We start from the raw sequence: 20,756 nt of genomic DNA on the forward strand, positions 1-20,756 counted from the left end.
TTAAAAAATTAAATCTTGCTGAGCATTTGCTACCTCTAGGCTCAAGCCAAAATCTTGACTGTAAAATGCTTCACTTAAATAAAACACAGCTTCGTCTTGCGCGATTGGGTATACAGCCTGTTGCTCATTGAGCTTTTGCCATACGTTAGGAAAAATGTTCACACTGTACTTTTGCGCAGCTTTTAATAAATTGTGAAAGGTCACTGCATCAAAAGCCTTATTGATAGCACATAGCTGTGTGATGATGGATTGCGCTTCATCATTAAATGGCACGATCACTGAGTGGGTCGGCGCATCTATCGCTTTGAATTGTTTGGCGGCAGTCATAAATGACTGCTTTAAAGTAAACTGTGTTGGGTTGATATTATTTAGGTTGCTACTTAACAAATTCAGTAAGCTTTGGTCGCCCTTGAGTGGATATGTCATCTCCTTAAGACGCTCGAAAAAGTAGTATTGGAAATAGCGCTCCATCGCCTCTGGTTTTAGTAAATCAGCTTCATCAAACTCCGTAAATATGCGGTTTGTGGCTGCAATTCCAGTCCTAATATCGTGTAACATGCCAATATTCTCGTCATTTGGATTAAGCACAAACACGTTACCTTTTTGCTGCTTACCATTACGGTTACAACGCCCCGCCGCCTGAGCAATCGAATCAAGGCCTGCCACAAAGCGGATCACACAGCCAAAATCGACATCAACACCCGCTTCAATAAGTTGTGTACTGATACAAAGTGTCATCCCCCCCTCTGATAACCGCATTCTGATCTCATCTAAAATCGCTTTACGATGCGCAGGGCACATCCCCGTACTTAAATGGAATATTGCTATTTCATCACTAACTTGGTGTTGCAACGCTTGAAATAGAGTTTTAGCCCACGCTTTGGTGTTCACAATCACCAAACAGCTTTGCTCTGCCGCTAGCTGTTTTTGAATAAGTTCGGTGATCTCAGCTGCATTCCACCCTGTTTTTTTAGTGATGTCTTTTATACTTACTCTCTCCAATTGCTGATAAAGCTCGGCAATATTTGGAGTTAATTCATTTTCTTGTGGTAATTGCAGCTCGCCGAAATGTTTTATCTGTTGTGGTAATTGATTAAGTAAAGGTTGAGTTGCTGTACACATCAGTGCTGTGGTGCGGCAAAAGCGCGTCAAATAATTAAGGGTATTATTGAATAAGTGCACACAACGAATTGGAAGCGTTTGAATTTCATCAAACACCAGCACCGCATTACTAAGCTGGTGTAATCGCCTTGAGCCACGTGTACCACTTGCAAATACTGTTTCAAGAAATTGCACCATGGTGGTCAGTATGATGGGCTTATCCCAATTTTCACAGGCCAGCTTTGAGCGCCACGTTTGTTGCTCTGGTTCCAAATTAGAATGGTGCTCTAACACCCAATCGTCTGTATTTAGCCCCTTGAGTACATCACGAATAGCCGCGGCGCTTTGCTCGATAATTGAAGTAAATGGAATAATATAGATGATCCGATCAAGGTTATGCCTATTGGCATGGTGCAAAGCGAATCTCAGGCTCGCATAAGTTTTTCCTCCACCAGTAGGTACCGTTAAGCTATAAATACCAATCTCTTCTTGGGCGCGATTAACGCAGTTTTCTGATATTTCTGAGCGAATGTGGTCTATCGGGTTAACTGGTACATACTTAGCAATGAAACTTTCTATTTTATCGCATGCCAGCCCCCAATCAGCTGGCTTAAAGCGTTCAGCTCGATTATCTGGTTGCTCAAAGTCCGCACTGTCGATCCGATCGGCATCAATTAAGCAGCTAAATAGCAATTTGGTAAACATGCCAAAATAATAATCCTGCTCAATTACAGAAAGCTCGTACTTTTGAAACATACTTTTAAGATTTTGACTGCACTTAAAAAGACCGTTATAGCTGGCAAGAGATTGTGCTTGCGTAAGTACCTCAGGATCAGCTTTTTCTACGCATTCACTCAGATGCGTTAAGTCGTCGTGTTTTTTGATCCGATTAGCAAACACATGCTCATTTTTTGACAAGCAATCAATTAATCCACTGTGGTGAGATGCGATACAGATACTTAACGCTTGTACAATCGCAAGGCCGAAAGGCACTAGCGTTTGGTCTTGTTGCTGTAACTTGTCCAAATGCGCCAGTAATGCCTGATAGACCCACTGCGCACCCGCACTGGAGTGGTCAATTTTACCTTTGAGACGTTTACTCGCTGAACTCTCAGTGCTTCCTTCATCATTATCAGGGTTATAGTCTGTTTGATCTTGAATAATAAGGCGCATGTAATGCTGGAATGCGCTGCTGTATTTACCAAAATCATGCAGTAAACCGATTAACTGTCCTTGCTCAGTAAAGCCTATTTTAGTTGCTAGCACCGCGCTAATCTGGCTTACCCCCTGCAAGTGTGCAAATACACTTTGATGATTACCATGCTGAATATCTGGATGCGCAATATGCGCTAATGACTTTGCCTGCTGAAAGTTACTCATTCCCATCCCTGTCTTTTCACACCATCCATTAACATAATAAACATATCTATTTACTTTCTTGGAAACAAGTAAATTCATCCTAAGCAAGAAAACTAGTGGCGAAAAATTGCGCTTTACAAAAAAGTACAAGTGTTCTATTTTAAAAAAGTACAAGTGTTCTTTTTTGGAGATAAGGATGAAATTCAGCTACTTTAACGATAAAGATGGGTCTGTATTAACTCGTGCAAGCAGAGGGATAACAGGATTGATGTGTACGCTTGCGCCACCAGTAACGGCAAGGCTTGGGCAAGTACTATTAATGAGTCCACATGGTAAACGTGACTATCGGTTTAAAAATAAAAAGCCTAGTGGCGAGATGAATATTTTGACTTCTCTTGGGCGTGTGCATGTGAACATCTTTGGGCTTGGTTCAAAAACGGTTATTCTCAGCCATGGCTGGGCCGATAATAGCAGTTGTTTCGATACCTTAATACCTGAGCTAGTCGCAGCAGGCTATTGCGTGGTTGCCATAGATCATGCAGGTCATGGTCAATCTTGTGGTAAACGTGCACATTTGCTGGCGTTTATTGAAGCCCTTGACACCTTGATAGAGCAGCTTGAAGCACAACGCCATGAAATTGTAGCATTAGTTGGGCACTCCATGGGCGCGGTAGCATTAATGAACTTACCCGATTACCATTTGCATAACCGTGTTATCATCAATATTGCAACACCGGTACAGTTTTTTGAGTTAATGTTCGAGCGTGTAACCCGTGCGGGAATTTCTGAAAAAATGCTAGCCCAAGTGTTAGACGCTATTACAGCTAAATATGGTACTCACTGGCACCGTATCCGAGATAAGTTTCATGATAGTGTGGCTCAGTTTCAACCTACTTTTATTCACGATACTCAGGATAAATTTGCGCCATTTGAGCATGTGCATGCGCTCATAGCGACAGCACCTGAGCGTTTAATTCAAACTTCAGGTCTTGGACATCGCCGCATTTTAGGCGATACTGGCGTTATCAAAAGTATTACTCAAAGAATAACCGCGTAACTGATGAATAAAGGCGAGAAAACACGGCTAAGCATATTAGAACAAGGGATGCGCTTTAGTAGCCAATATGGCTTGATTGAAGTAACTATCGGCGCTATGGCAAAACTTTGTGGCTTATCTCGCAGTGGACTTATCTCTCACTTTGACAGTAAAGAAGATATGCAGCTGGCGATTTTAGATTACTGCGAATCGCAGTTTATGCTTCACGTTGTAGCGCCAGCAAGAGATGACGAACCACTGACTCAGTTAACAAAATTGTTCTCTATTTGGGCTGATTGGACACGTGAGTTATTTAACGAGCCGCATTTAACCTGTCCTTTTATAAAAGCCTTGGTTGAGTTTAACTGCCATACCAATAGCCCCATTCACAAAAAAGTTACCGAGCAGCATAATCGGCTTTTTGGTTACATAAAACACAAAGTAGAGCTCGGTATTCGTGCTGGTATTTTTAACCCTCAGTTGGATCCTCAGTGTGCAGCTTACGAGTTGTACAACTTGTATTTAGGACATGCCATCGCAAAAAACACCGTATTAACCGAACACGCAAGTGAACTATTTAAACGCAATATTGAGCACTTACTCACCAGCTATACCAACAAAACTTAAAACAGGAGCCATTAGGGCATGATAGAACGTGTTTCTACACCAACCGATGAGATAGTTGAACAACTGACTGAGTTGTACATTGCAACCTTTTCAGCCCCTCCTCGTAATGAGGAAATTGATAGTGCTGAGATCCGTTTACTGATGATAAAGGAAATCACAGAAGGCGATGTACATGTGATTTTTGATGCCTCAACACAAAAGTTGATCGGTAGTTTGTCTATTGTACCAATAGCACACTTTAAAGATAGAGCACGTTTCAAATTACAAACTGGCTTATATATTTCTAATTTTATGGTAGACACCGAAACTCGTGGTAAAGGCATTGGTAAGCAGCTATTACACGCTGCATTAAGTGAAGCTCAGCAAGAGATCCATACACGCTGTCGCGTGGACGCATTAGCTGTAAATCACCTGTTTAGCACCCACGGTTTTGAATTGGTCGCAAATTACACCACAACAATGAATGGCTCTGTCGCTGAACGCAACATCTATACTTATAACGCAAAGCGCTAATATGTATTGTTATTAGGACTTGGTACTCTAGCAAGCGCCAGTAGTTCAGCTTGCGCCAGATTTACTCCTTCAAATTAGCAAGTTTTAAGATAGGTATTAACTAGGCACATTATTACCGAATTCATCCTCTATTCTTTAACGCCAAAAAAATGCCACCTTAGCGTTACTAAGGTGGCAAAACCACTATCTACAGTGTGTTATATCAACCCACATGCTTGGGTTAATAGAACTCGTCGAGGGAGTTATTCGTGGTCGTGAGACGCTTCTTCAGCAATACCTAACCAAACAAGCTTTTCAGGTACATAGTCAAGCTCGATAGTGTCTTGCAATGTTGCTGATGCTAAGTCATATTTTTTAATTTGCTGAGCAATTGGGTCACTCACGTAGACCGCTTGCTCTGCTTGAGAAAATGTCATTTGAAACTTGTGGCCTGCCGGCATGGCGGTAAGATCTGCGTCGCTCACTTGAGTCACACCGGTTATTTCCCAGTGCTGTTCATTGTCATGCTCATGGGCTGTGAAAACGCTCAATTTACCCGCGGTGTCCATTGCTACCAAGTGCTCTCCACCAAAACTAAAGCCATAGCTAGCAATACGATATTGTTCACTCGCTTGCCACTCCAACTTCTCAATATGACCAGTTGCTGGCGCTAGCAGCACAAGATCATTACCGGCAGCAGCGATAAACTGGTTTACTTCATGGTGCCCTTTTATGGCGAAGATCCGCTGCCCCTGTGCAAAAAAGTCGGGGTTTGTTATTTTAGTAGCACTAAAACTTGGGCCTTGCTGACTGATAAGTGCAACACCGTCAGCACACGCAAACGCAACAACGTCTTCGTTTTGTGCACTGCCGTGTAAAGCAGGGCAGCTCAAGTCAAACACTTGCTCTTGATGAAAGTGGTCGCCATGGGCATGATACAAACCGATTTGCGAAGGCAGTGACGTTTCACTCTCTGGTGCTCTTATAGTGCTGACCAAATACTCGCCTCTAGCTTGCGCAGCGCCGTGCATATAGGTGTTATAATGCAGTGTTGCAGCCTCACTTTGCTCGCCACTAATGTGATGCTCACTAAACATAGTAACGCCTGCATTTTGTGCAGTTTCTTCGTCACCATCGGAGAATACCGCAATACCTGACTCGCCAACGGTTACATGAGTAGGCTTTACCGAACTTAACTGAAAATCAACCAAAGCAGGCGCATGTTGATAGGCATGATAATGATCACCGTGTGCTTCTTGATATAAGCCACCATCAACAAATTCAACTCTACCCTCATCGCGCTGTACTAAAATTGCAAAGCGATGATTTTCTGATGGGTAAATATACTGTGGGTAGCTAGTCGCACCGATTGCATCAATTAATGACTTATCTGCTGCTGAATACAAATTGACAACGTTACTCTCAGCGCTAGTAACTAGGATACGGCCCAGTGTATCTGTAATACTAGTGTGGTGATCGGTATCGTGATCATCATTGTGGCTGCTATCATCATGAGTTGATGACTCAGCTTTTACAATTGTGTGTTCAGTACCGCCGCAAGCAGAAAGAACAAGTGCAGAAATGGCAACAGCCAAAAGTTTACCTTTTAGTACCATGAAAGAGTCCTACTCATACATATGTGATGTTATAACTTTAATAAATGCTACATTATAACAAAACAAAAAACAACTCGAGGTTTAATTTGCTTTCTACTGCGTTGTGATATAAAAAAGTAAAGTGACAAGTATTAAGGAAAGAAACTTGGATTATCTGATTGCAGTCACCTTATTTGCTATTGCTTCTTCAGTAACCCCCGGACCCAACAACATCATGGTGATGTCGTCAGGCATGAACTTTGGGTTAAAAAACAGTATCCCATTACTTAGTGGTATATGTGCAGGCTTTGCCATCATGCTACTGCTAGTCGGTCTTGGGTTTGCAACACTGTTTGCCCGCTATCCCATACTGCATTATTTACTCAAGTGCATAGGCGTTGTTTATCTGCTTTTCCTCGCATATCAAATTGCCAAGTCATCAAGTATCAAACTCGCCGAAACCCACACAATGCCATTTTCATTTCTAAAAGGTGCATTATTTCAGTGGGTGAACGCTAAAGCGTGGATAGTTGCAGTTGGGGCGGTTTCAACTTATACAACGACGGGTACAGAGTTTACGCATCAGCATGTCATGATTAGTGTCGTCTTTCTTTTGGTGTCATTTCCCTGCGTGGGAGTTTGGCTGGTGTTCGGTTCAACACTCCAACATGTTTTGAAGAGTGCTAAAGCACGTCGGTGGTTTAATTTTATAATGGCAATGTTCTTGGTACTTTCAGTTGTCCCCATCATCATTGAGATCTTTGCAGGTTAAACGGCAGACCTGCAAAGATGACCGTGACGCTTATTACCTTCTAGCAATGACCCATACAGCATGCACAATCCCCGGAATGTATCCAAGTAACGTAAGCAAGATGTTCAACCAAAAAGCACCACCAAGGCCTACTTGTAAGAAAACCCCCAGAGGTGGTAGTAAAATTGCGATAATAATTCTCAATAAATCCATATTTTTCTCCTAGACGTGATGAATACGATGTAGCAGCAACAWTGATGCCAGCAATAAACTTACTTCCTTTCTAGCCAGAGAGAACGGGGGTAACACCGGCGTTAATCAGGCGTTCGCATCTAATCGGTTGTCTCGTAATATTATGCGTTGCTGGACTAACAACTAGCTCTGGCCATAGTTAGTTAGAGAATTATTTACAGTATAGAAGATAAAAAATGCAGAGGGATGTAAATTATACCCAACAATTATAAGTGAGTTGACCATGTAGAAGTAATTGACATGCACATTCAAAAATCGTTAAACCAAAACAGGAGAAGTGTAAATATTAAGTTGAACTTCCTCTCTTTTTATTAACAACTTGTTTTGCCGATGAGCGCTCCAATTGTAGTTTCTCACCAAAGAAGTGATCGTATGCTAAAAGCGCAATAAAATAGAAAAAACCGAACACACTAATATCTATTAGCAACTTACCAACATCCAAGGGTTCACCTATCATGAGATAATCGAAATCCCATACATAAAAGACCACTTTGGTTAAGATCAGTGCTGGAAATAGCGAAATAATAAATTTCAAATTAATGTCCTTTTAATTTGTCCGTTAAGCAACCTATTGGCAGTGTACCTCCTTTTTATAGCGATTGCACGCAATATACAAACAATACAAAAAGCACACAGAATAAAAACCAAAAATTAACATAGCCAGATAATGGCAATACTTATACCAATTAGACTTTATGCTTGCTCAATTTGAAGGCGTAAATCTGACGCTAACAGCGTTAAAAATTTCTTATTTAGAACAACTAAATAGCAAAGCTTTTGCCTTGCCTACATCGATGTAGGTACCTTAGCGGTAGCTGGGTGCCTCCCAAAGTAAGCAAGGCGAATTTATGCGAAAAACGTGAAAACTAGCCATAAGAAAGACATAATATGACTTTGCTAGTGCGCATACCGATTAGCGCTATTTAAGGAAGGCTGTCGATTAGCCAGTCTATAAATACTTGAATACGTTTGCGTTTAGGTGAATGAGGGTCATAAAGTACATAACGCTGCCAGACTACAGGATGCGGAATATCAAAAAGCTGTACAATAAGCCCTGCTTGTTGAAAGTCTAAAAATAATTCCTTAGAAACCAATGCAACGCCTTGCCCTTTTAATGCTGCACTCAGCGCTAAATCATTGGATGAAACACGTGTATGCGGCCCTTTTGCACAAGCACTCGTGGCACATAAACCTTGCGCCTCAAACCACTCCTTCCAGCTCACTTTATTGTCATCGTGATGGATTAAATCGCATCTTGCTAAATCCGCGGGCGTTTTAAGATCGAGTTTTGCTTTATAATTTGCTGAGCAAACTGGGTAACTTTTATCTCCCCCCAAGTAAATCTGTTCAAGTCCTGTAGGGCAAGCTAAATCGGCCTTAGTTGAGAACCTGATCGCTACATCAATATGATTAAGCCTGATGTCTTCTAAGCGGTTAGAGCCAAGTACACGAATTTGAATATCATCATAAGCGTCATAGAAGGAGCATAAATTGGGCATTAACCATAGTGAACAAAATGACTGTGTTGAAGTAATAGTTAAACTCCCTGCCATTTCTTGCATTTGGATCTGATTTAAGCCATCAATTAGACGGTTAAATGCACCTTGAGTTGACGTCAACAGTACCTCAGCGGCTTCAGTTAGGTGCATGTTACGACCTTTTCTAACAAATAATTTAACTTCCAGGGCTGTTTCTAGTTGGCGCATTTGTTGGCTCACCGCAGCTTGTGTAATATTCAATTCTGATGCGGCTTGTGTATAACTTTGCAACCTAGCTGCACTTTCAAAGCAACGTAACGCATTTAGGTATCTGAGCCTCTTATCCATAAGTTCAACTTATATTAATTGTAATTAAACATCGTTGGTATCCTGCCATATTTTGAACCAATATACAGTTATTGATTACGTAAAATTAGTAAAGGAAAGACGATGCACTACAGCAAACCCAAGCCTAAATGGACGATCGTGAACTGGTTAAATTTCATTGGCTCATACTTAAAACTTGAACACGTGATAAAGCATAAATAGCCAAGCGCTCGATAATTATTACTTTTCGAGCCACCTACATTCTGCACGTAAATTTGCTTATTTAGCCGTGGTATACCTTGAGCACATTAGATACTAAAACGCGCAATACATTTGTATTTTTGCTATTTAAACTATCCTGTAGTTAACTTTCAAGGTGAAGCACAAAAGCTGTTGAAGAACACTTTTTGTTACATAAAATTTAACGATAAATTGCCTACCTACAGACAGAGAAATTGTTATGGTAAAGGGGACGCAGGTAACCCCTGCTCACCACGATTGCTTGGTATCGATAAGCCATTCAACGTGCTGAAAAGTTGGACTCTGTTTATCTTTCAAGTTTGTTTTTACAGCAGCTTGGGTTCACTTGAGTGCACTTAGTTCATTGTTGCTCAACATTTGCCTAGATCACTAAACGGCAAACCGAGCGCTGCGACTAAAACTCACTCAGGAGAAAAAAGTAAAACGGTAAAGATCAACAAGCCCTTATAATAATAATATTTTTTGCTCAATTTAACCTGAGGTTTGGATAAGGAGTGGGCTAACTCATTGTTTTCAAAACCACATTAAATTATCCCTTCTCTAGTTAGACAGTTTTGGGGGAAACACCGCTACCGCATCTTGCTCTCGCTAAGGTAACTACATCCTGTAGGCAAGGCGAATTTACGTACCAATAGCTGGCTATTGGAGGTGAATTTAACGCAGTTAGCGCTAAAACTGGCTGCTAGGAAGGCATTAATGATCCGAAACTCAGGTTAATTTAACTTATCGCTATGATGTAAGAAAGCCATGCCGACATAGAAGCAGCATTGCGACTCACCTGTTTTATTTAGGGGTTTTCTGGTCAAATTGATAATTAGCCAAGCAAAAATAACACTATCACAATAGGCAAGGAATTTTATGCTAAATACACATCAATCAGTCGGTACTGTCTTGTTAATGATAAGTACTGTATCTCTCGCACAGGATAACGCAGCACTCCATCGCTTGGCACCAGTAGCAAAGCCACTATCGCAAACTGTGGCTTTTAATTTAGATCCCAAAAAAGATGTATTTTCGGGCAGTACAGTCATTACACTGGAGGTTTTAAACGAGACGTCATTCATTGAAGTTAACGGCCTTGATTACAACATTGAAACCGCAAAATTAAACGGTAAACAATTTTGCAATCTTGAAAGTCAAATGCTTAAAACTGGTAAAGTTAAGCTCAGCTGTGAGCATAGCTTCCCCAAAGGTCGTTACACCCTGACGATGGATTATACTGCACCTTATAATCGGAAAAGTGTTGGTTTATATAAAACGATTGATAATGGAGTTCCCTATCTATTCAGCCAATTTCAAATGAGCGACGCACGCCGTGCATTTCCTGTATTTGATGAACCTGAATATAAGATCCCCTTTAAAATAACCATCACAGCGCCTGAAGATCAAAAAGTCTTTACCAATACACCATTGCTAAAAACAACAAAATCAAAAGGGCTGGTTACTCATTACTTTGATAAAACACTTCCACTACCATCCTATTCACTAGCGATCGCGGTTGGACCATTTGAAGTGCTAAAAGTACCGGGAATGTCTGTTCCTGGAAACCTAATTACACCGCAAAACAAGTCAAGTCTTGCCGCATATAGCATTGAAAATACGCCAAAAATATTAAGAGCACTGGAAAAGTATTTTGACATTCCCTATGTCTATAAAAAATTGGATCAAGTCGCCGTACCTGAGTTTCCTTTTGGAGCAATGGAAAACGCAGGCCTAGTAACATACCGAGAAGATATTTTACTTATCGACCCAGCTCGTTCAACTCAACGTGCTCGTATTGATCACCTCAATATTATTACTCACGAGTTAGCACATCAATGGTATGGAAATTTAGTAACAATGAAGTGGTGGAACGATTTATGGCTCAACGAAGCATTTGCGACATGGATTGCATCCAAAATCACCCACCAGCTCCATCCTGAACTGGAATCTAACTTGGCATTGCTGCAACACTACGCGATGGACTTTGATGCTCAAGCCACGACCTCTCCTATTCAAAAACCAATCAATACCGAAGCTGACATTATGGATGGCTTATGGCTAGCTTACAGTAAAGGCAGTGCCATTTTGTATATGGTCGAACAATGGTTAGGAGAGGACGTTTTTAAGCAAGGCATGCGAAACTATGTCCGCCAGTATGCACATAAAAATGCCGAGGCAAAAGATCTCTGGAGCGCATTGAGTAAAGTCTCGAATAAAGAGGTTGCCGCTGTGTTAAACTCTTTTGTTTCTCAAGCTTCTTTTCCACTTTTAACCGTGGAACAAAAGGGCACAACACTGACAATATCACAACAACGTTTTGCTATTCACGGGCAAACAGTACCATCTCAAACTTGGCACATTCCAATCATTCTACGTTATGGGAAAGGGGAACAATCGGCCACCACATCGCTGCTACTCGACGCACAATCTAAGCAAGTCACGCTGGCATTTGAACCTGAGTGGATATTACCTAATGCCAATGTCACAGGTTACTACCGCTGGCAGCTTTCATCGGAAAACCTCATTGGCTTAACGCAGCACGCCACCAGCAAGCTCAATACACGTGAAAAACTGGATGTGCTTGATAATGTCGAGGCGCTATTAGATGCCGGAAAGATTGATACTGCCACCCTCATGACAACATTAGGCCACTATACGAATGATGATCACCCTGAGGTCGCTAAAACCGCATTGACGAGTTTACTCAGTCAATATCATTTGTATAAAGAGAATATTGACCAAAAGCGCTGGGCGGCATTTTTTGCCACCTATATTGAGCCTGCATTTAAGCATTATGGGCTAACAGCGACTAAAGAGGAGCAGCCAGCTAGCTCTGAGATCCGCGCTCAGCTAATAGAAATACTGGCTTTTGAGACTAAGCATAGTGAGATTATTACCCACGCCAAAAAGCAAGCGCTACTTTATCTCAGCGACGCAGATAAGGTTGACCCATACCTAGTAGAAAGCTTTTTAAAAATAGCAGCTTATTATGGCAGTGCTGAGCTATTAAAGGCATATCAGCAGCAGTTTGAGTCAACGACTAATCCAAGCAAACGTACGCACTTGCTGTCAGCGATGGGTTATTTTGGTGAGCCAGCTTTGCAACAAGAAATGCTTAAGTATGCGCTCACTAAGCAGATCACGGCCTCTGATTTAGGGTATATCTTAGCGGGTAACAAACAAGGTAAAGCGCGAAAAGCGCGTTATCAAAAATGGTTTTATAACAACTTTACAAGCCTTAAAACAAAACTCCCGCCATTTGCGGTTCCAAGGTTACCTTTCTATTTATTTTCGCGTTGTGATACATCACACCTCAATCAAGCTAAGCAGTTTTTCGAACCGATGCGTTCCGATATTGATGGGCTAGAAAAGAGTTTACAWCAGCTTGAGTTAGCTACAAAAACATGCGTCAATAAAAAGCAAAGAGAATTAAGTTCAATAACGGCATTTTTAAACCAATTAAGTTGAGCTTGTGGTAGTTATACCCAACAGTGTTGACACAAAGTCGATTTAAAACTTCGACAAAGGATAATAGCTAAGGGCAACCAATAATTATCCTAAAACAAAATTATATTTATACCAATTATCTTAATTAAGTGGTCTGTTTTGAGGCGAGAAAATCTTGTCCGCGTCCTGCTCACGCCAAGGTACCTACGTCCTGTAGGCAAGGCAAAAATTTCGCTATTTAGTTGTTCTAAATAAGAAATTTTTAACGCGGTTAGCGTCAGATTTACTCTTTCAAATTGAGCAAGTATTAAGTCTAATTGATATTAATCACCAACCAAAGGCGGCGTAGCAATTAGACGCCGCCATTTTTAGGACTGCATACATGTTCAGAGCGTTAGTAATCTGCTTACTTTTTCTACCTTTTTGTGCACTTGCACAAACAGTAACAGATCCCTCTCGTGATAGAGAGATCCCCATTGAAACCTACTTTCCTGATAACGCGGTTAACTGCTCACCCACTGCTCGCTGCGCCGTTGCAATGTTAAGTGCAGGGTATGGAGTGTCGCATAAAGACTACCAATTTTTGACGAAAACGCTCAATCGAGCCGGTTATTTAGTCGTCGCGGTTGGACACGAATTACCAAGCGATCCACCGCTGTCTGTAGAAGGTAACTTATACGAAACACGCGCTGAAAATTGGCAAAGAGGTGCAGACACCTTATCTTTTATTCGCGCCCATTTTAAAACTCAGCTTCCAGCGTATAACTTCGATAAAGTATTGCTTATTGGACATTCCAATGGTGGAGATATATCCGCATGGCTTATCAATCATGGTGCTACATTTGCTGATCATATTATTACATTGGATCACCGCCGCGTACCGCTACCAAGGGATCCAAAAATCAAGGTGCTTTCCATCCGAGCAAGTGATTTCCCAGCAGATCCGGGCGTATTGCCAAATAACGAAGAGCTTAAAAAGTATCATAGCTGCGTAGTGACCATAGCAAAAGCAAAGCATAACGATATGTCAGATGAAGGACCTCATTGGTTGAAGCACAGTGTTGCGCAAATGGTGACCGCCCACCTTAACGGGTCACCCTGCCAGAATTAAACGATACTTATAGTAAAGACTTTATCAAAAACACACTGTCTTATTGGTAAGGTCTTGTTAGCCCACACATTTTATTAATTCGGTTTTGGGTTTCCCAATATCAAACTGCTCAACCATATCGCGAAGCTCATTCGCTTTACTCAGTAAAGAAAGTCCTGAGGCGTTGGTCATCTCAACCAATGTATTATTTTGCTGTGTAATGCCATCAATTTGCTTAATTGCAAGGTTGATTTGCTCAATGCCAGAAGATTGTGTATCGCAAGCTTCTGCTATTGTTTGCACTTGTGAGGCTAAACCATAGACATTTTCAACTATGGTTTTCAAGGTTTTGCCTGACTCTGAAGCCAATTTCGAGCCTTGCTTCACCTTACTGGTACTATCGCTCAAAAGCTTTGAAATGTCTTTTGAGGCACTTGCGCTGCGTAATGCTAAATTCCTCACTTCAGCAGCTACTACTGCAAACCCTTTGCCTTTTTCTCCAGCTCTTGCAGCTTCAACAGACGCATTAAGCGCCAACAAATTGGTTTGAAAAGCAATTGAATCAATAACCTCTATCACCGTAAGGATTTCGCTCGCACTTTTCGTGATTTCTGCCATTGACCCAATCGTCGCTTCGACCACTTCTCCACCTTGTTTTGCTTGTTGATTAACCGAAATTGCAAGTTGGTTCGCTGATTGTGCATTACTAGCATTAGAATGTACGGTTTCGGTGATTTCTCCCACAGATACACGTGTTTCTTCAATAGAAGCAGCCTGTGAAGATGAGCGCTCACTTAGCTCTTCGATACCTGTGGTGATCTGCTGAACTGAAACAGTGATCGACTCAGCCATCGCAATCAGTTTTTGGATCATATCTGCCAAATTCGCAACACTGGTATTCACAGACTGTTTCAGCAAGGCAAAATCTCCACTGTAACTTTGCTCGACTTGTCGAGTTAAATTTCCCTGCGACAGGCCGTCCATCACATTCATACACTCAGTTAGTGGTGCTTCAATGGAGTCTAAGGTCTCATTCATCGCCAAAATTATGCTGGCATAAGCGCCCTGATGTGTATCAGCCTTTGCTCGATGATGTAAATCCCCCTCGCTGGCAGCTTCTGCAAGCTTCTCTGCATCTGTCAGCATTTTCTCAATCGCATCAATACTACGCACCAAGCTTTGATAAATACGCTCAAATTCACCCTTGTAGCCAGCTTTATTTAGCTCTGGAAGTTGGCCATTTGCTATACTTTCTAGGTAGTCACTCGTCAATGCTACGGGCTTTGATACCGCATCTAATGTTTCATTAACACCACGGATAATTTTTCTAAATTCACCTTGATGCTTGGTTTCATCAACACGTGTAGATAAGGCTCCTTTGCCTGCTGCTTCAACCAAGCTATACGTATCTTCAATCAGTAGCGATAGGGATGCCGTTGCATGTTCTAATGCGGTATGGATCTGGGCAAACTCGCCTTTAAATTGCGTATTAACTTGCTCAGGGATCTCTCCTTTAGAAAGTGCGATGAGGTGCTGTTTTGTTTGTTTTATAGGTTGCTCTACTGCATCAAGCAGTTTATTTAAACCATTGGCAATCAGCTTCATTGAACCGACATAGCCTTCCAAATTCACACGTTCAGACAGCTTGCCATCAGATGCTGATTGAATAAGCTGTTCAACTTGTTTTTCGGCGCGTCTTACTTGACTCAAATCTGCAAATTCAAACACGGTTCCAAGCAACACACCATTTTGATCAGTGACCGGATTGGCCGTCGCTGCAATAAYGACGGTGTCAACACACCATTCCCACTCCAGTTGCTTCAGCAGCGACCCGGCGGCTTGCGCAAGGGCATCTGAGCTATGGAGTAATGCACTGGGAATCGCGCTGTGTACTACTTGCTGTGGTAACTCTAGTTGTGCTTGATAGCGCTGGAATAAAGCCTCACATTGACGGTTTACATAAATAACTTGATTGTGGTCATCACATAGCATGACAGGAGCCGCTACATTGTCGAGCGCATAACGGATCCTTTGATTTTCTCGAGCTTGTAATTCAAGTTTTTTAGTCGCGTCAAGTAGGTTAGTTTGCATTTGCCGCAGGTTGAGTAGTAAGTCACCAATTTCGTCGTTGCTGTGAACTTCAACCTCATTGTCGAGTCGTCCCTGTGCAATAGCTTTAGCAACAATAGAAGCATGATGAATTGGTCGCGTAATTAAACGCTGCATATACCATGTCAATAGCGCTAAAGTCAGCAATGCGCTTATAATAGAGCCGATCGTGCTTAACAGGATCACCTGATGCTTCGTCGCTACAGTCACGGCTGTACGTTCTTCAACAAGGGTGTTGATCTGTTTGTTTATTTCAAGTAAGTAAGCACTTGCTTTTCTATCAATTCCTTGAACAAGGCGATCTGCTAGTTGAGTATCAAACCCTGATTGTTTAAATACAGCAAAAGACTCGCGATACTTTTGTCCTAATATGAGATGCTCTTTTTGGTAGCTTTTAAGCTTATCTTGAAGAGACTGTGGCAATGTGTAGCGCGATAAAATTGTGTCCACCTGTGACTGAACGTTACGCTCTTTCGCTTCAAATCTTGTCCAATATTTATCTAATAAGGCAGGATCACTACCTCGAATTAGTACATTTTTCCATTCTTGTACTTGAGTTTTAAAGTCATCCAGCACTAAATTAATCTGCTCTCTGGCCGTCAACTCATTGTCGATAAGTTCATCATATTGCTCGGAAACCTGTTTCATCGTAAAAACGGTCATCATGGCTCCGACTAACATCACCGCTAACCCAACCGTGACTGCTATGATCAGTTTTGCTTTGACACTTTTCATCGCACGTATCCCTAATTATGAAAAGATTATTACATAAAGATAGAGCAGGATTAGGGATGTCACAAATATTGCAATTTTATTCATAAGGTAAAAGTTGTGACATTCGTCATCATCACAGCGTCATATTTATTTGATAGGATAATTTATTGAGTGATAAAGGAATAACGATACCCAATAACAGCTGTTGGGTAGGAGTAACTAGATGCCTGGCTTTTTTCGCTACCCAACTTCTTGGCTAATAACTACGCTTGTCACTTGGCTAGCGGTTGCTATACCGAGCTTAACGTATGTAAAGCAAAGTGTTCAGTGGCTGCCTTGGTTTCAGCATATCGCAATACTGCTATTGGTATTATTATGTATCAACGAATCTGAAAAGCACTATGGATATAAGGCAAGATATGCAATGCTCGTTGTACTTGCAATACTGATCCAGTCTATCAGTATCACCTCGCCTGCTGCCATCCATCTCATTTATAATGTAAAAGTTGTCGGTATACTGGCATTCTATGTGCCCCTTAGCTTTGCACTTGGCTACATTATATTTACATCGTGCTTTTACGTCGGTTCGCAGTACTTCTTCTGGCACAATGGATTTGAATACTTAAATGCCGTGTTGTTTGCATGCTTTCAACTTTTTGCTTTTGTTGTATGCAAGCGAATGCAAAAAGAGCAAGAGGCTAAAGAAGCGCTACAACTGGCGCATAGTCAGCTTTCTGCAACCCAGTCTCTACTCAGCCAAAGTATTGCTAAGCAAGAAAGGTTACAACTTGCGCGTGAGTTACATGACGATGTTGGACACCAAATTACCAGCCTCATTGTCAACTTAGACGTTGCACGTCGAACCGCTGCGCAGCCGCTGAACGAATTGCTTGATAGTTGTTACCAGCAAGCCAGAGAGACACTTACGTGTATTCGTGACCTAGTAAGTGATAAGCGTAGCAATGAGCATATAGATTTATACGATGCCCTCATCAAACTAACTGAGTCTATACCTAGATTGAACATCGAACTTGATTACGAACATCATCCATTACTTGAAAAGCTGAGTTATGCAAACTGTGTTTTAAAGTGCTGCCAAGAAGCGATTACCAATACGTTAAAACATGCAAAAGCTGACAAAATGCAGGTGGCCGTATATAACCACAATGGGTTAACCATAAAGATCAGTGATAATGGTATCACACTTAACAGTATACGGTTTGGTAATGGACTAGTCGGTATGCAAGAGCGGATTGAAGAGCTTGGTGGCAGCCTGTTGGTTGTAACCAAACAAGGTGTCACATTAACTATCCAATTTGGGGTGACTAATGACTAAAATTTCGGTGTACCTGGTCGACGACCAAGCGCTTGTACGACAGGGAATGCGAGCATTGCTGTCACTTAGTGATGACATCGTGTGTGCAGGTCACTGCGGCAGTGGCGACGAATTTTTACAGCTAGTACGACAGCATAAGATCAGTACCGATATTGTTCTTTTGGATATGCGCATGCCTACTTTAGATGGTGTTGATGTACTGAGCGCATTAGATAATATCAACGTGAATTTTAAAGTGATTATTCTCACCACGTTTAATGACACTACCAAGCTGAAACAAGCTATGGCGCTTGGCGCCAAAGGCTGTTTACTCAAAGATATAGAATTAGAAGAGCTAATCGCCGCTGTCCGACAAGTTCATCAAGGTGAGATTATTGTTCAAGAAGAGTTGGCTGAGACAATGGAAAAGCCAGATCTCACGTTAGACAAACTGACCACCCGCGAGCGAGATATATTACAACTAATTGCCAAAGGCTATTCTAATAAAGAAATAGCCAACACCTTATATAAAGCAGAAGGTACTATCCGAAACTCCGTATCTTGTTTGCTATCAAAGTTGCAAGTTCGAGACCGGACACAAGCAACATTAAAAGCAAAAGAATTGGGGTTTGGAGAGTAGAATTACTAATTAGAGTGAGGTAATTTTGCTTCTATTTGCTTACTCAAACGGACAGTACGAAGACGTGGCAGTATGTCAGTCCATACGATTTGTGTCTTCCCATGCTTCAAAATAGCGCCGTTCGCTAATACAATGGTTAACATACCTATTTGTAACTTTTCCTGAGCTTTTTTTGAACAACCCAAACTTACCGCTGGTTTACCACCCCAATTACTCATTTAACTTTGATCCGCAACATCGCTTTGTGATGAGTAAGTTTGCACGTCTATATCAAGAGCTCAAGACACTAGGGCTAATACAAAATAATGTCTATGAGCCAGAGCTTGGCTCGCCATCGCCTCTTGAGTTGGTGCATTGTGAACAGTACCTTTGGGACTTGTGGCATAATCGACTTGACCCAAAGGCAATGCGAAGAATTGGCTTACCGTGGTCAGATGCACTGATGGCACGTACCTTTACTGCGCCACTTGGCACACTGAAAACAGCAGAGTTAGCATTGCAATACGGTACAGCTTGCCATCTTGCAGGAGGCACACATCACGCACATTTCGATTTTGGTTCTGGCTTTTGTATGGTAAATGACCTTGCTTTTGCCGCAACAGAGCTTATCAACACACAAAAGATCACCAATGCGCTCATTTTTGATTTAGATGTTCACCAAGGCGATGGCACAGCAGCTATGCTGAAGCACAACCCGTACGTATTCACCTGCTCAATTCACTGTGAAAAGAATTTTCCATTTCGTAAACACCAAAGTGACTTAGATATAGGGTTAGATATTGGTTTAACAGATAGCCGCTACCTCGATATCGTAGCGAACACGCTAGAGTCTTTGCTGCTGGACCTTAACCCTGATATTGTTTTTTATGATGCTGGGGTCGATGTTTGGCAAGGAGATAGCCTTGGAAAACTCGATATATCTTGGCTTGGCATTGCAAAACGAGATGCGCTGGTTTTAGGGTTGTGCCATAAACATGGTGTTCCCGTAGCCACCGTGATTGGCGGTGGCTACGACAAAAATCATCAGCGTCTTGCAAAGCGTCACGCAATAGTAGTTCAACAAGCTGCAAAAATTTAAAAAATAATTGATCTTTTTTCTGTCACTCTTCGTTTACTATCATGAAGGGTTTGAACAGCCCTCGGGCTATTAGGACAACCCCCCTTCACGATGGCACTGAATACGCGCACCAATGGTGCGCGTTTCTCTTTTTTGGTATTACTCCCCGTCACTCAAATAAACGAAGTTTCTTCCTGAATAAATATATCGCACAGCTTGAAGACAATAGCGTTAGCGTTACCACTGCAATAACAGAACTAAAAGTGTCATCTAGGTAATCCGAGGCAAGGTTTTTAAGCTTCAATAAAAAATACAGCACATAACTCATACGTTGCCTGCAAATAACAAAGGTAACAGCTATGGACCAACAAAGTTATTATTATGTTCAGCCAATGCTCTTCGAACTTTTTTAATTATCAGCGGATCGGTTTGTTTATTAAAAGCCATACAGCCGCGTTGTTGATTCGCTTTTGTTACTTCTACTAACAGTTCAACATCTTCGTATTCCATGTCAGCGGCAGCAAGCGCCTCCCCCATCAAGTACTCCGTTGACATAACAAGATCGATACGTCCTCTAAAGAATGGCTTGTAAAAACTAGTAGGCTCCGCTGAAACTATCAAATGTTTATCAGTTATAAAGCCATTTTTAAGCAAAAATTCATGATAAAGGCTGCCCTTGAGCACTGCCGAAGTATAATTTTTCGCGTCTTCAAGTTGAGTAACCTTAATATCCTTTCTTGATTTCAGTTTAAAAAAGTACATTGGTACGGGACGGATCAAGGGACACGCCCATTCGTAGTCTTCCTCACGCTGCGTCGTGCGGTAGATGGTATAAATCAAGGTGTTCGGCCTACTCTTTGCCGTCTCCATTGCGCGGATCCACGGAAAACTTTTTATTTCATAGTTAACCCCTGCCATCGACAGCACTTCACGTACTTTGTCGGTCGCTCTACCGACAATGACTCCCTCATCATTGGTATAGTTGTAGGGACGCCACTCCTCAGTCACCACAAGCAAAGTGTTGGCATAACTTACACCACTTAATAGTAATATCAGCAATAAAGGCCGCATTACGAAAAAAGGACAACGCCAAGCGGCTTTCTCAGTTAAGCTTTTGCAATTC

The 20,756-nt window shown here is 41.7% G+C and carries 16 protein-coding genes; 9 read left to right on the top strand and 7 right to left on the bottom strand.

The window, feature by feature from the left end:
• Positions 1–2,481 carry a CRISPR-associated helicase Cas3' gene (gene cas3 / locus EAG18_RS07785; protein WP_125251808.1) on the bottom strand — a complete coding sequence of 827 codons (2,481 nt, stop codon included), beginning with the start codon at positions 2,479–2,481 and terminating at the stop codon, positions 1–3.
• Positions 2,482–2,656: 175 nt separating this feature from the next.
• Here cas3 and EAG18_RS07790 point away from each other — a divergent pair, with 175 nt between their 5' ends.
• The 3 genes from EAG18_RS07790 to EAG18_RS07800 are packed head-to-tail and all read left to right on the top strand — an operon-like array spanning position 2,657 to position 4,636.
• Positions 2,657–3,517: an alpha/beta hydrolase gene (locus EAG18_RS07790; RefSeq protein WP_125251809.1), complete on the top strand. Its 861-nt coding sequence runs from the start codon at positions 2,657–2,659 to the stop codon at positions 3,515–3,517.
• Positions 3,518–3,520: 3 nt separating this feature from the next.
• Positions 3,521–4,123, top strand: coding sequence for a TetR/AcrR family transcriptional regulator (locus tag EAG18_RS07795; protein WP_125251810.1), 603 nt, complete (start codon positions 3,521–3,523; stop codon positions 4,121–4,123).
• Between the two features lie 18 nt (positions 4,124–4,141).
• Positions 4,142–4,636 (top strand): GNAT family N-acetyltransferase, encoded by a 495-nt coding sequence (locus EAG18_RS07800; RefSeq protein WP_125251811.1) that lies wholly within the window; start codon positions 4,142–4,144, stop codon positions 4,634–4,636.
• A 242-nt stretch (positions 4,637–4,878) separates the two neighbouring features.
• Here EAG18_RS07800 and EAG18_RS07805 read toward each other — a convergent pair whose 3' ends face one another.
• Positions 4,879–6,231: a hypothetical protein gene (locus EAG18_RS07805; protein WP_125251812.1), complete on the bottom strand. Its 1,353-nt coding sequence runs from the start codon at positions 6,229–6,231 to the stop codon at positions 4,879–4,881.
• Between the two features lie 145 nt (positions 6,232–6,376).
• On the opposite strand from EAG18_RS07805, the gene EAG18_RS07810 reads away from it, so the two are divergent.
• Positions 6,377–6,982 carry a LysE family translocator gene (locus EAG18_RS07810; RefSeq protein ID WP_125251813.1) on the top strand — a complete coding sequence of 202 codons (606 nt, stop codon included), beginning with the start codon at positions 6,377–6,379 and terminating at the stop codon, positions 6,980–6,982.
• 33 nt (positions 6,983–7,015) lie between these two features.
• Here the strand turns inward: EAG18_RS07810 and EAG18_RS07815 are convergent, their stop codons facing one another.
• The 3 genes from EAG18_RS07815 to EAG18_RS07825 all read right to left on the bottom strand — a co-directional run bounded on the left by EAG18_RS07815 (position 7,016) and on the right by EAG18_RS07825 (position 9,039).
• A complete protein-coding gene (locus EAG18_RS07815; protein ID WP_010369885.1) occupies positions 7,016–7,174 on the bottom strand; it encodes a YqaE/Pmp3 family membrane protein in 159 nt (52 codons plus the stop codon).
• 325 nt (positions 7,175–7,499) lie between these two features.
• The gene (locus tag EAG18_RS07820; RefSeq protein ID WP_125251814.1) at positions 7,500–7,748 is read right to left on the bottom strand and encodes a hypothetical protein; all 249 of its coding nucleotides are present in this window, start codon (positions 7,746–7,748) and stop codon (positions 7,500–7,502) included.
• A 388-nt stretch (positions 7,749–8,136) separates the two neighbouring features.
• Positions 8,137–9,039 carry a LysR substrate-binding domain-containing protein gene (locus EAG18_RS07825; protein WP_125251815.1) on the bottom strand — a complete coding sequence of 301 codons (903 nt, stop codon included), beginning with the start codon at positions 9,037–9,039 and terminating at the stop codon, positions 8,137–8,139.
• A gap of 1,098 nt (positions 9,040–10,137) precedes the next feature.
• On the opposite strand from EAG18_RS07825, the gene EAG18_RS07830 reads away from it, so the two are divergent.
• On the top strand, positions 10,138–12,729 hold the full coding sequence (locus EAG18_RS07830; protein ID WP_125251816.1) for a M1 family metallopeptidase: 2,592 nt from the start codon (positions 10,138–10,140) through the stop codon (positions 12,727–12,729).
• A 361-nt stretch (positions 12,730–13,090) separates the two neighbouring features.
• Positions 13,091–13,819: an alpha/beta hydrolase gene (locus tag EAG18_RS07835; RefSeq protein WP_125251817.1), complete on the top strand. Its 729-nt coding sequence runs from the start codon at positions 13,091–13,093 to the stop codon at positions 13,817–13,819.
• A 57-nt stretch (positions 13,820–13,876) separates the two neighbouring features.
• Here EAG18_RS07835 and EAG18_RS07840 read toward each other — a convergent pair whose 3' ends face one another.
• Complete coding sequence (locus tag EAG18_RS07840) at positions 13,877–16,642, bottom strand: methyl-accepting chemotaxis protein (RefSeq protein WP_125251818.1); 2,766 nt, start codon at positions 16,640–16,642, stop codon at positions 13,877–13,879.
• Between the two features lie 202 nt (positions 16,643–16,844).
• Here EAG18_RS07840 and EAG18_RS07845 point away from each other — a divergent pair, with 202 nt between their 5' ends.
• The 3 genes from EAG18_RS07845 to EAG18_RS07855 all read left to right on the top strand — a co-directional run bounded on the left by EAG18_RS07845 (position 16,845) and on the right by EAG18_RS07855 (position 19,654).
• Positions 16,845–17,957, top strand: a complete 1,113-nt coding sequence (locus EAG18_RS07845; RefSeq protein ID WP_125251819.1) for a histidine kinase — start codon at positions 16,845–16,847, stop codon at positions 17,955–17,957.
• Positions 17,950–18,576, top strand: a complete 627-nt coding sequence (locus tag EAG18_RS07850) for a response regulator transcription factor (RefSeq protein ID WP_125251820.1) — start codon at positions 17,950–17,952, stop codon at positions 18,574–18,576. The genes EAG18_RS07845 and EAG18_RS07850 overlap by 8 nt, the downstream gene beginning before the upstream one ends.
• A gap of 172 nt (positions 18,577–18,748) precedes the next feature.
• On the top strand, positions 18,749–19,654 hold the full coding sequence (locus tag EAG18_RS07855) for a histone deacetylase (protein WP_125251821.1): 906 nt from the start codon (positions 18,749–18,751) through the stop codon (positions 19,652–19,654).
• Between the two features lie 336 nt (positions 19,655–19,990).
• On the opposite strand, the gene EAG18_RS07860 is transcribed toward EAG18_RS07855, so the two are convergent.
• Positions 19,991–20,692 (bottom strand): transporter substrate-binding domain-containing protein, encoded by a 702-nt coding sequence (locus tag EAG18_RS07860; protein ID WP_275557247.1) that lies wholly within the window; start codon positions 20,690–20,692, stop codon positions 19,991–19,993.
• Between the last annotated feature and the right edge of the window lie 64 nt (positions 20,693–20,756).

The sequence above is a fragment of the Pseudoalteromonas sp. J010 genome (assembly GCF_003934235.1).
In the GTDB taxonomy this organism is placed as follows: domain Bacteria; phylum Pseudomonadota; class Gammaproteobacteria; order Enterobacterales; family Alteromonadaceae; genus Pseudoalteromonas; species Pseudoalteromonas peptidolytica.

What these genes read in the sequence shown, in the direction of transcription:
- EAG18_RS07815 (WP_010369885.1), bottom strand. Translation starts at nt 7,174, where the DNA reads ATGGATTTATTGAGAATTATTATCGCAATTTTACTACCACCTCTGGGG.
- EAG18_RS07795 (WP_125251810.1), top strand. Translation starts at nt 3,521, where the DNA reads ATGAATAAAGGCGAGAAAACACGGCTAAGCATATTAGAACAAGGGATG.
- EAG18_RS07850 (WP_125251820.1), top strand. Translation starts at nt 17,950, where the DNA reads ATGACTAAAATTTCGGTGTACCTGGTCGACGACCAAGCGCTTGTACGA.
- EAG18_RS07825 (WP_125251815.1), bottom strand. Translation starts at nt 9,039, where the DNA reads ATGGATAAGAGGCTCAGATACCTAAATGCGTTACGTTGCTTTGAAAGT.
- cas3 (WP_125251808.1), bottom strand. Translation starts at nt 2,481, where the DNA reads ATGAGTAACTTTCAGCAGGCAAAGTCATTAGCGCATATTGCGCATCCA.
- EAG18_RS07835 (WP_125251817.1), top strand. Translation starts at nt 13,091, where the DNA reads ATGTTCAGAGCGTTAGTAATCTGCTTACTTTTTCTACCTTTTTGTGCA.
- EAG18_RS07800 (WP_125251811.1), top strand. Translation starts at nt 4,142, where the DNA reads ATGATAGAACGTGTTTCTACACCAACCGATGAGATAGTTGAACAACTG.
- EAG18_RS07805 (WP_125251812.1), bottom strand. Translation starts at nt 6,231, where the DNA reads ATGGTACTAAAAGGTAAACTTTTGGCTGTTGCCATTTCTGCACTTGTT.
- EAG18_RS07790 (WP_125251809.1), top strand. Translation starts at nt 2,657, where the DNA reads ATGAAATTCAGCTACTTTAACGATAAAGATGGGTCTGTATTAACTCGT.
- EAG18_RS07845 (WP_125251819.1), top strand. Translation starts at nt 16,845, where the DNA reads ATGCCTGGCTTTTTTCGCTACCCAACTTCTTGGCTAATAACTACGCTT.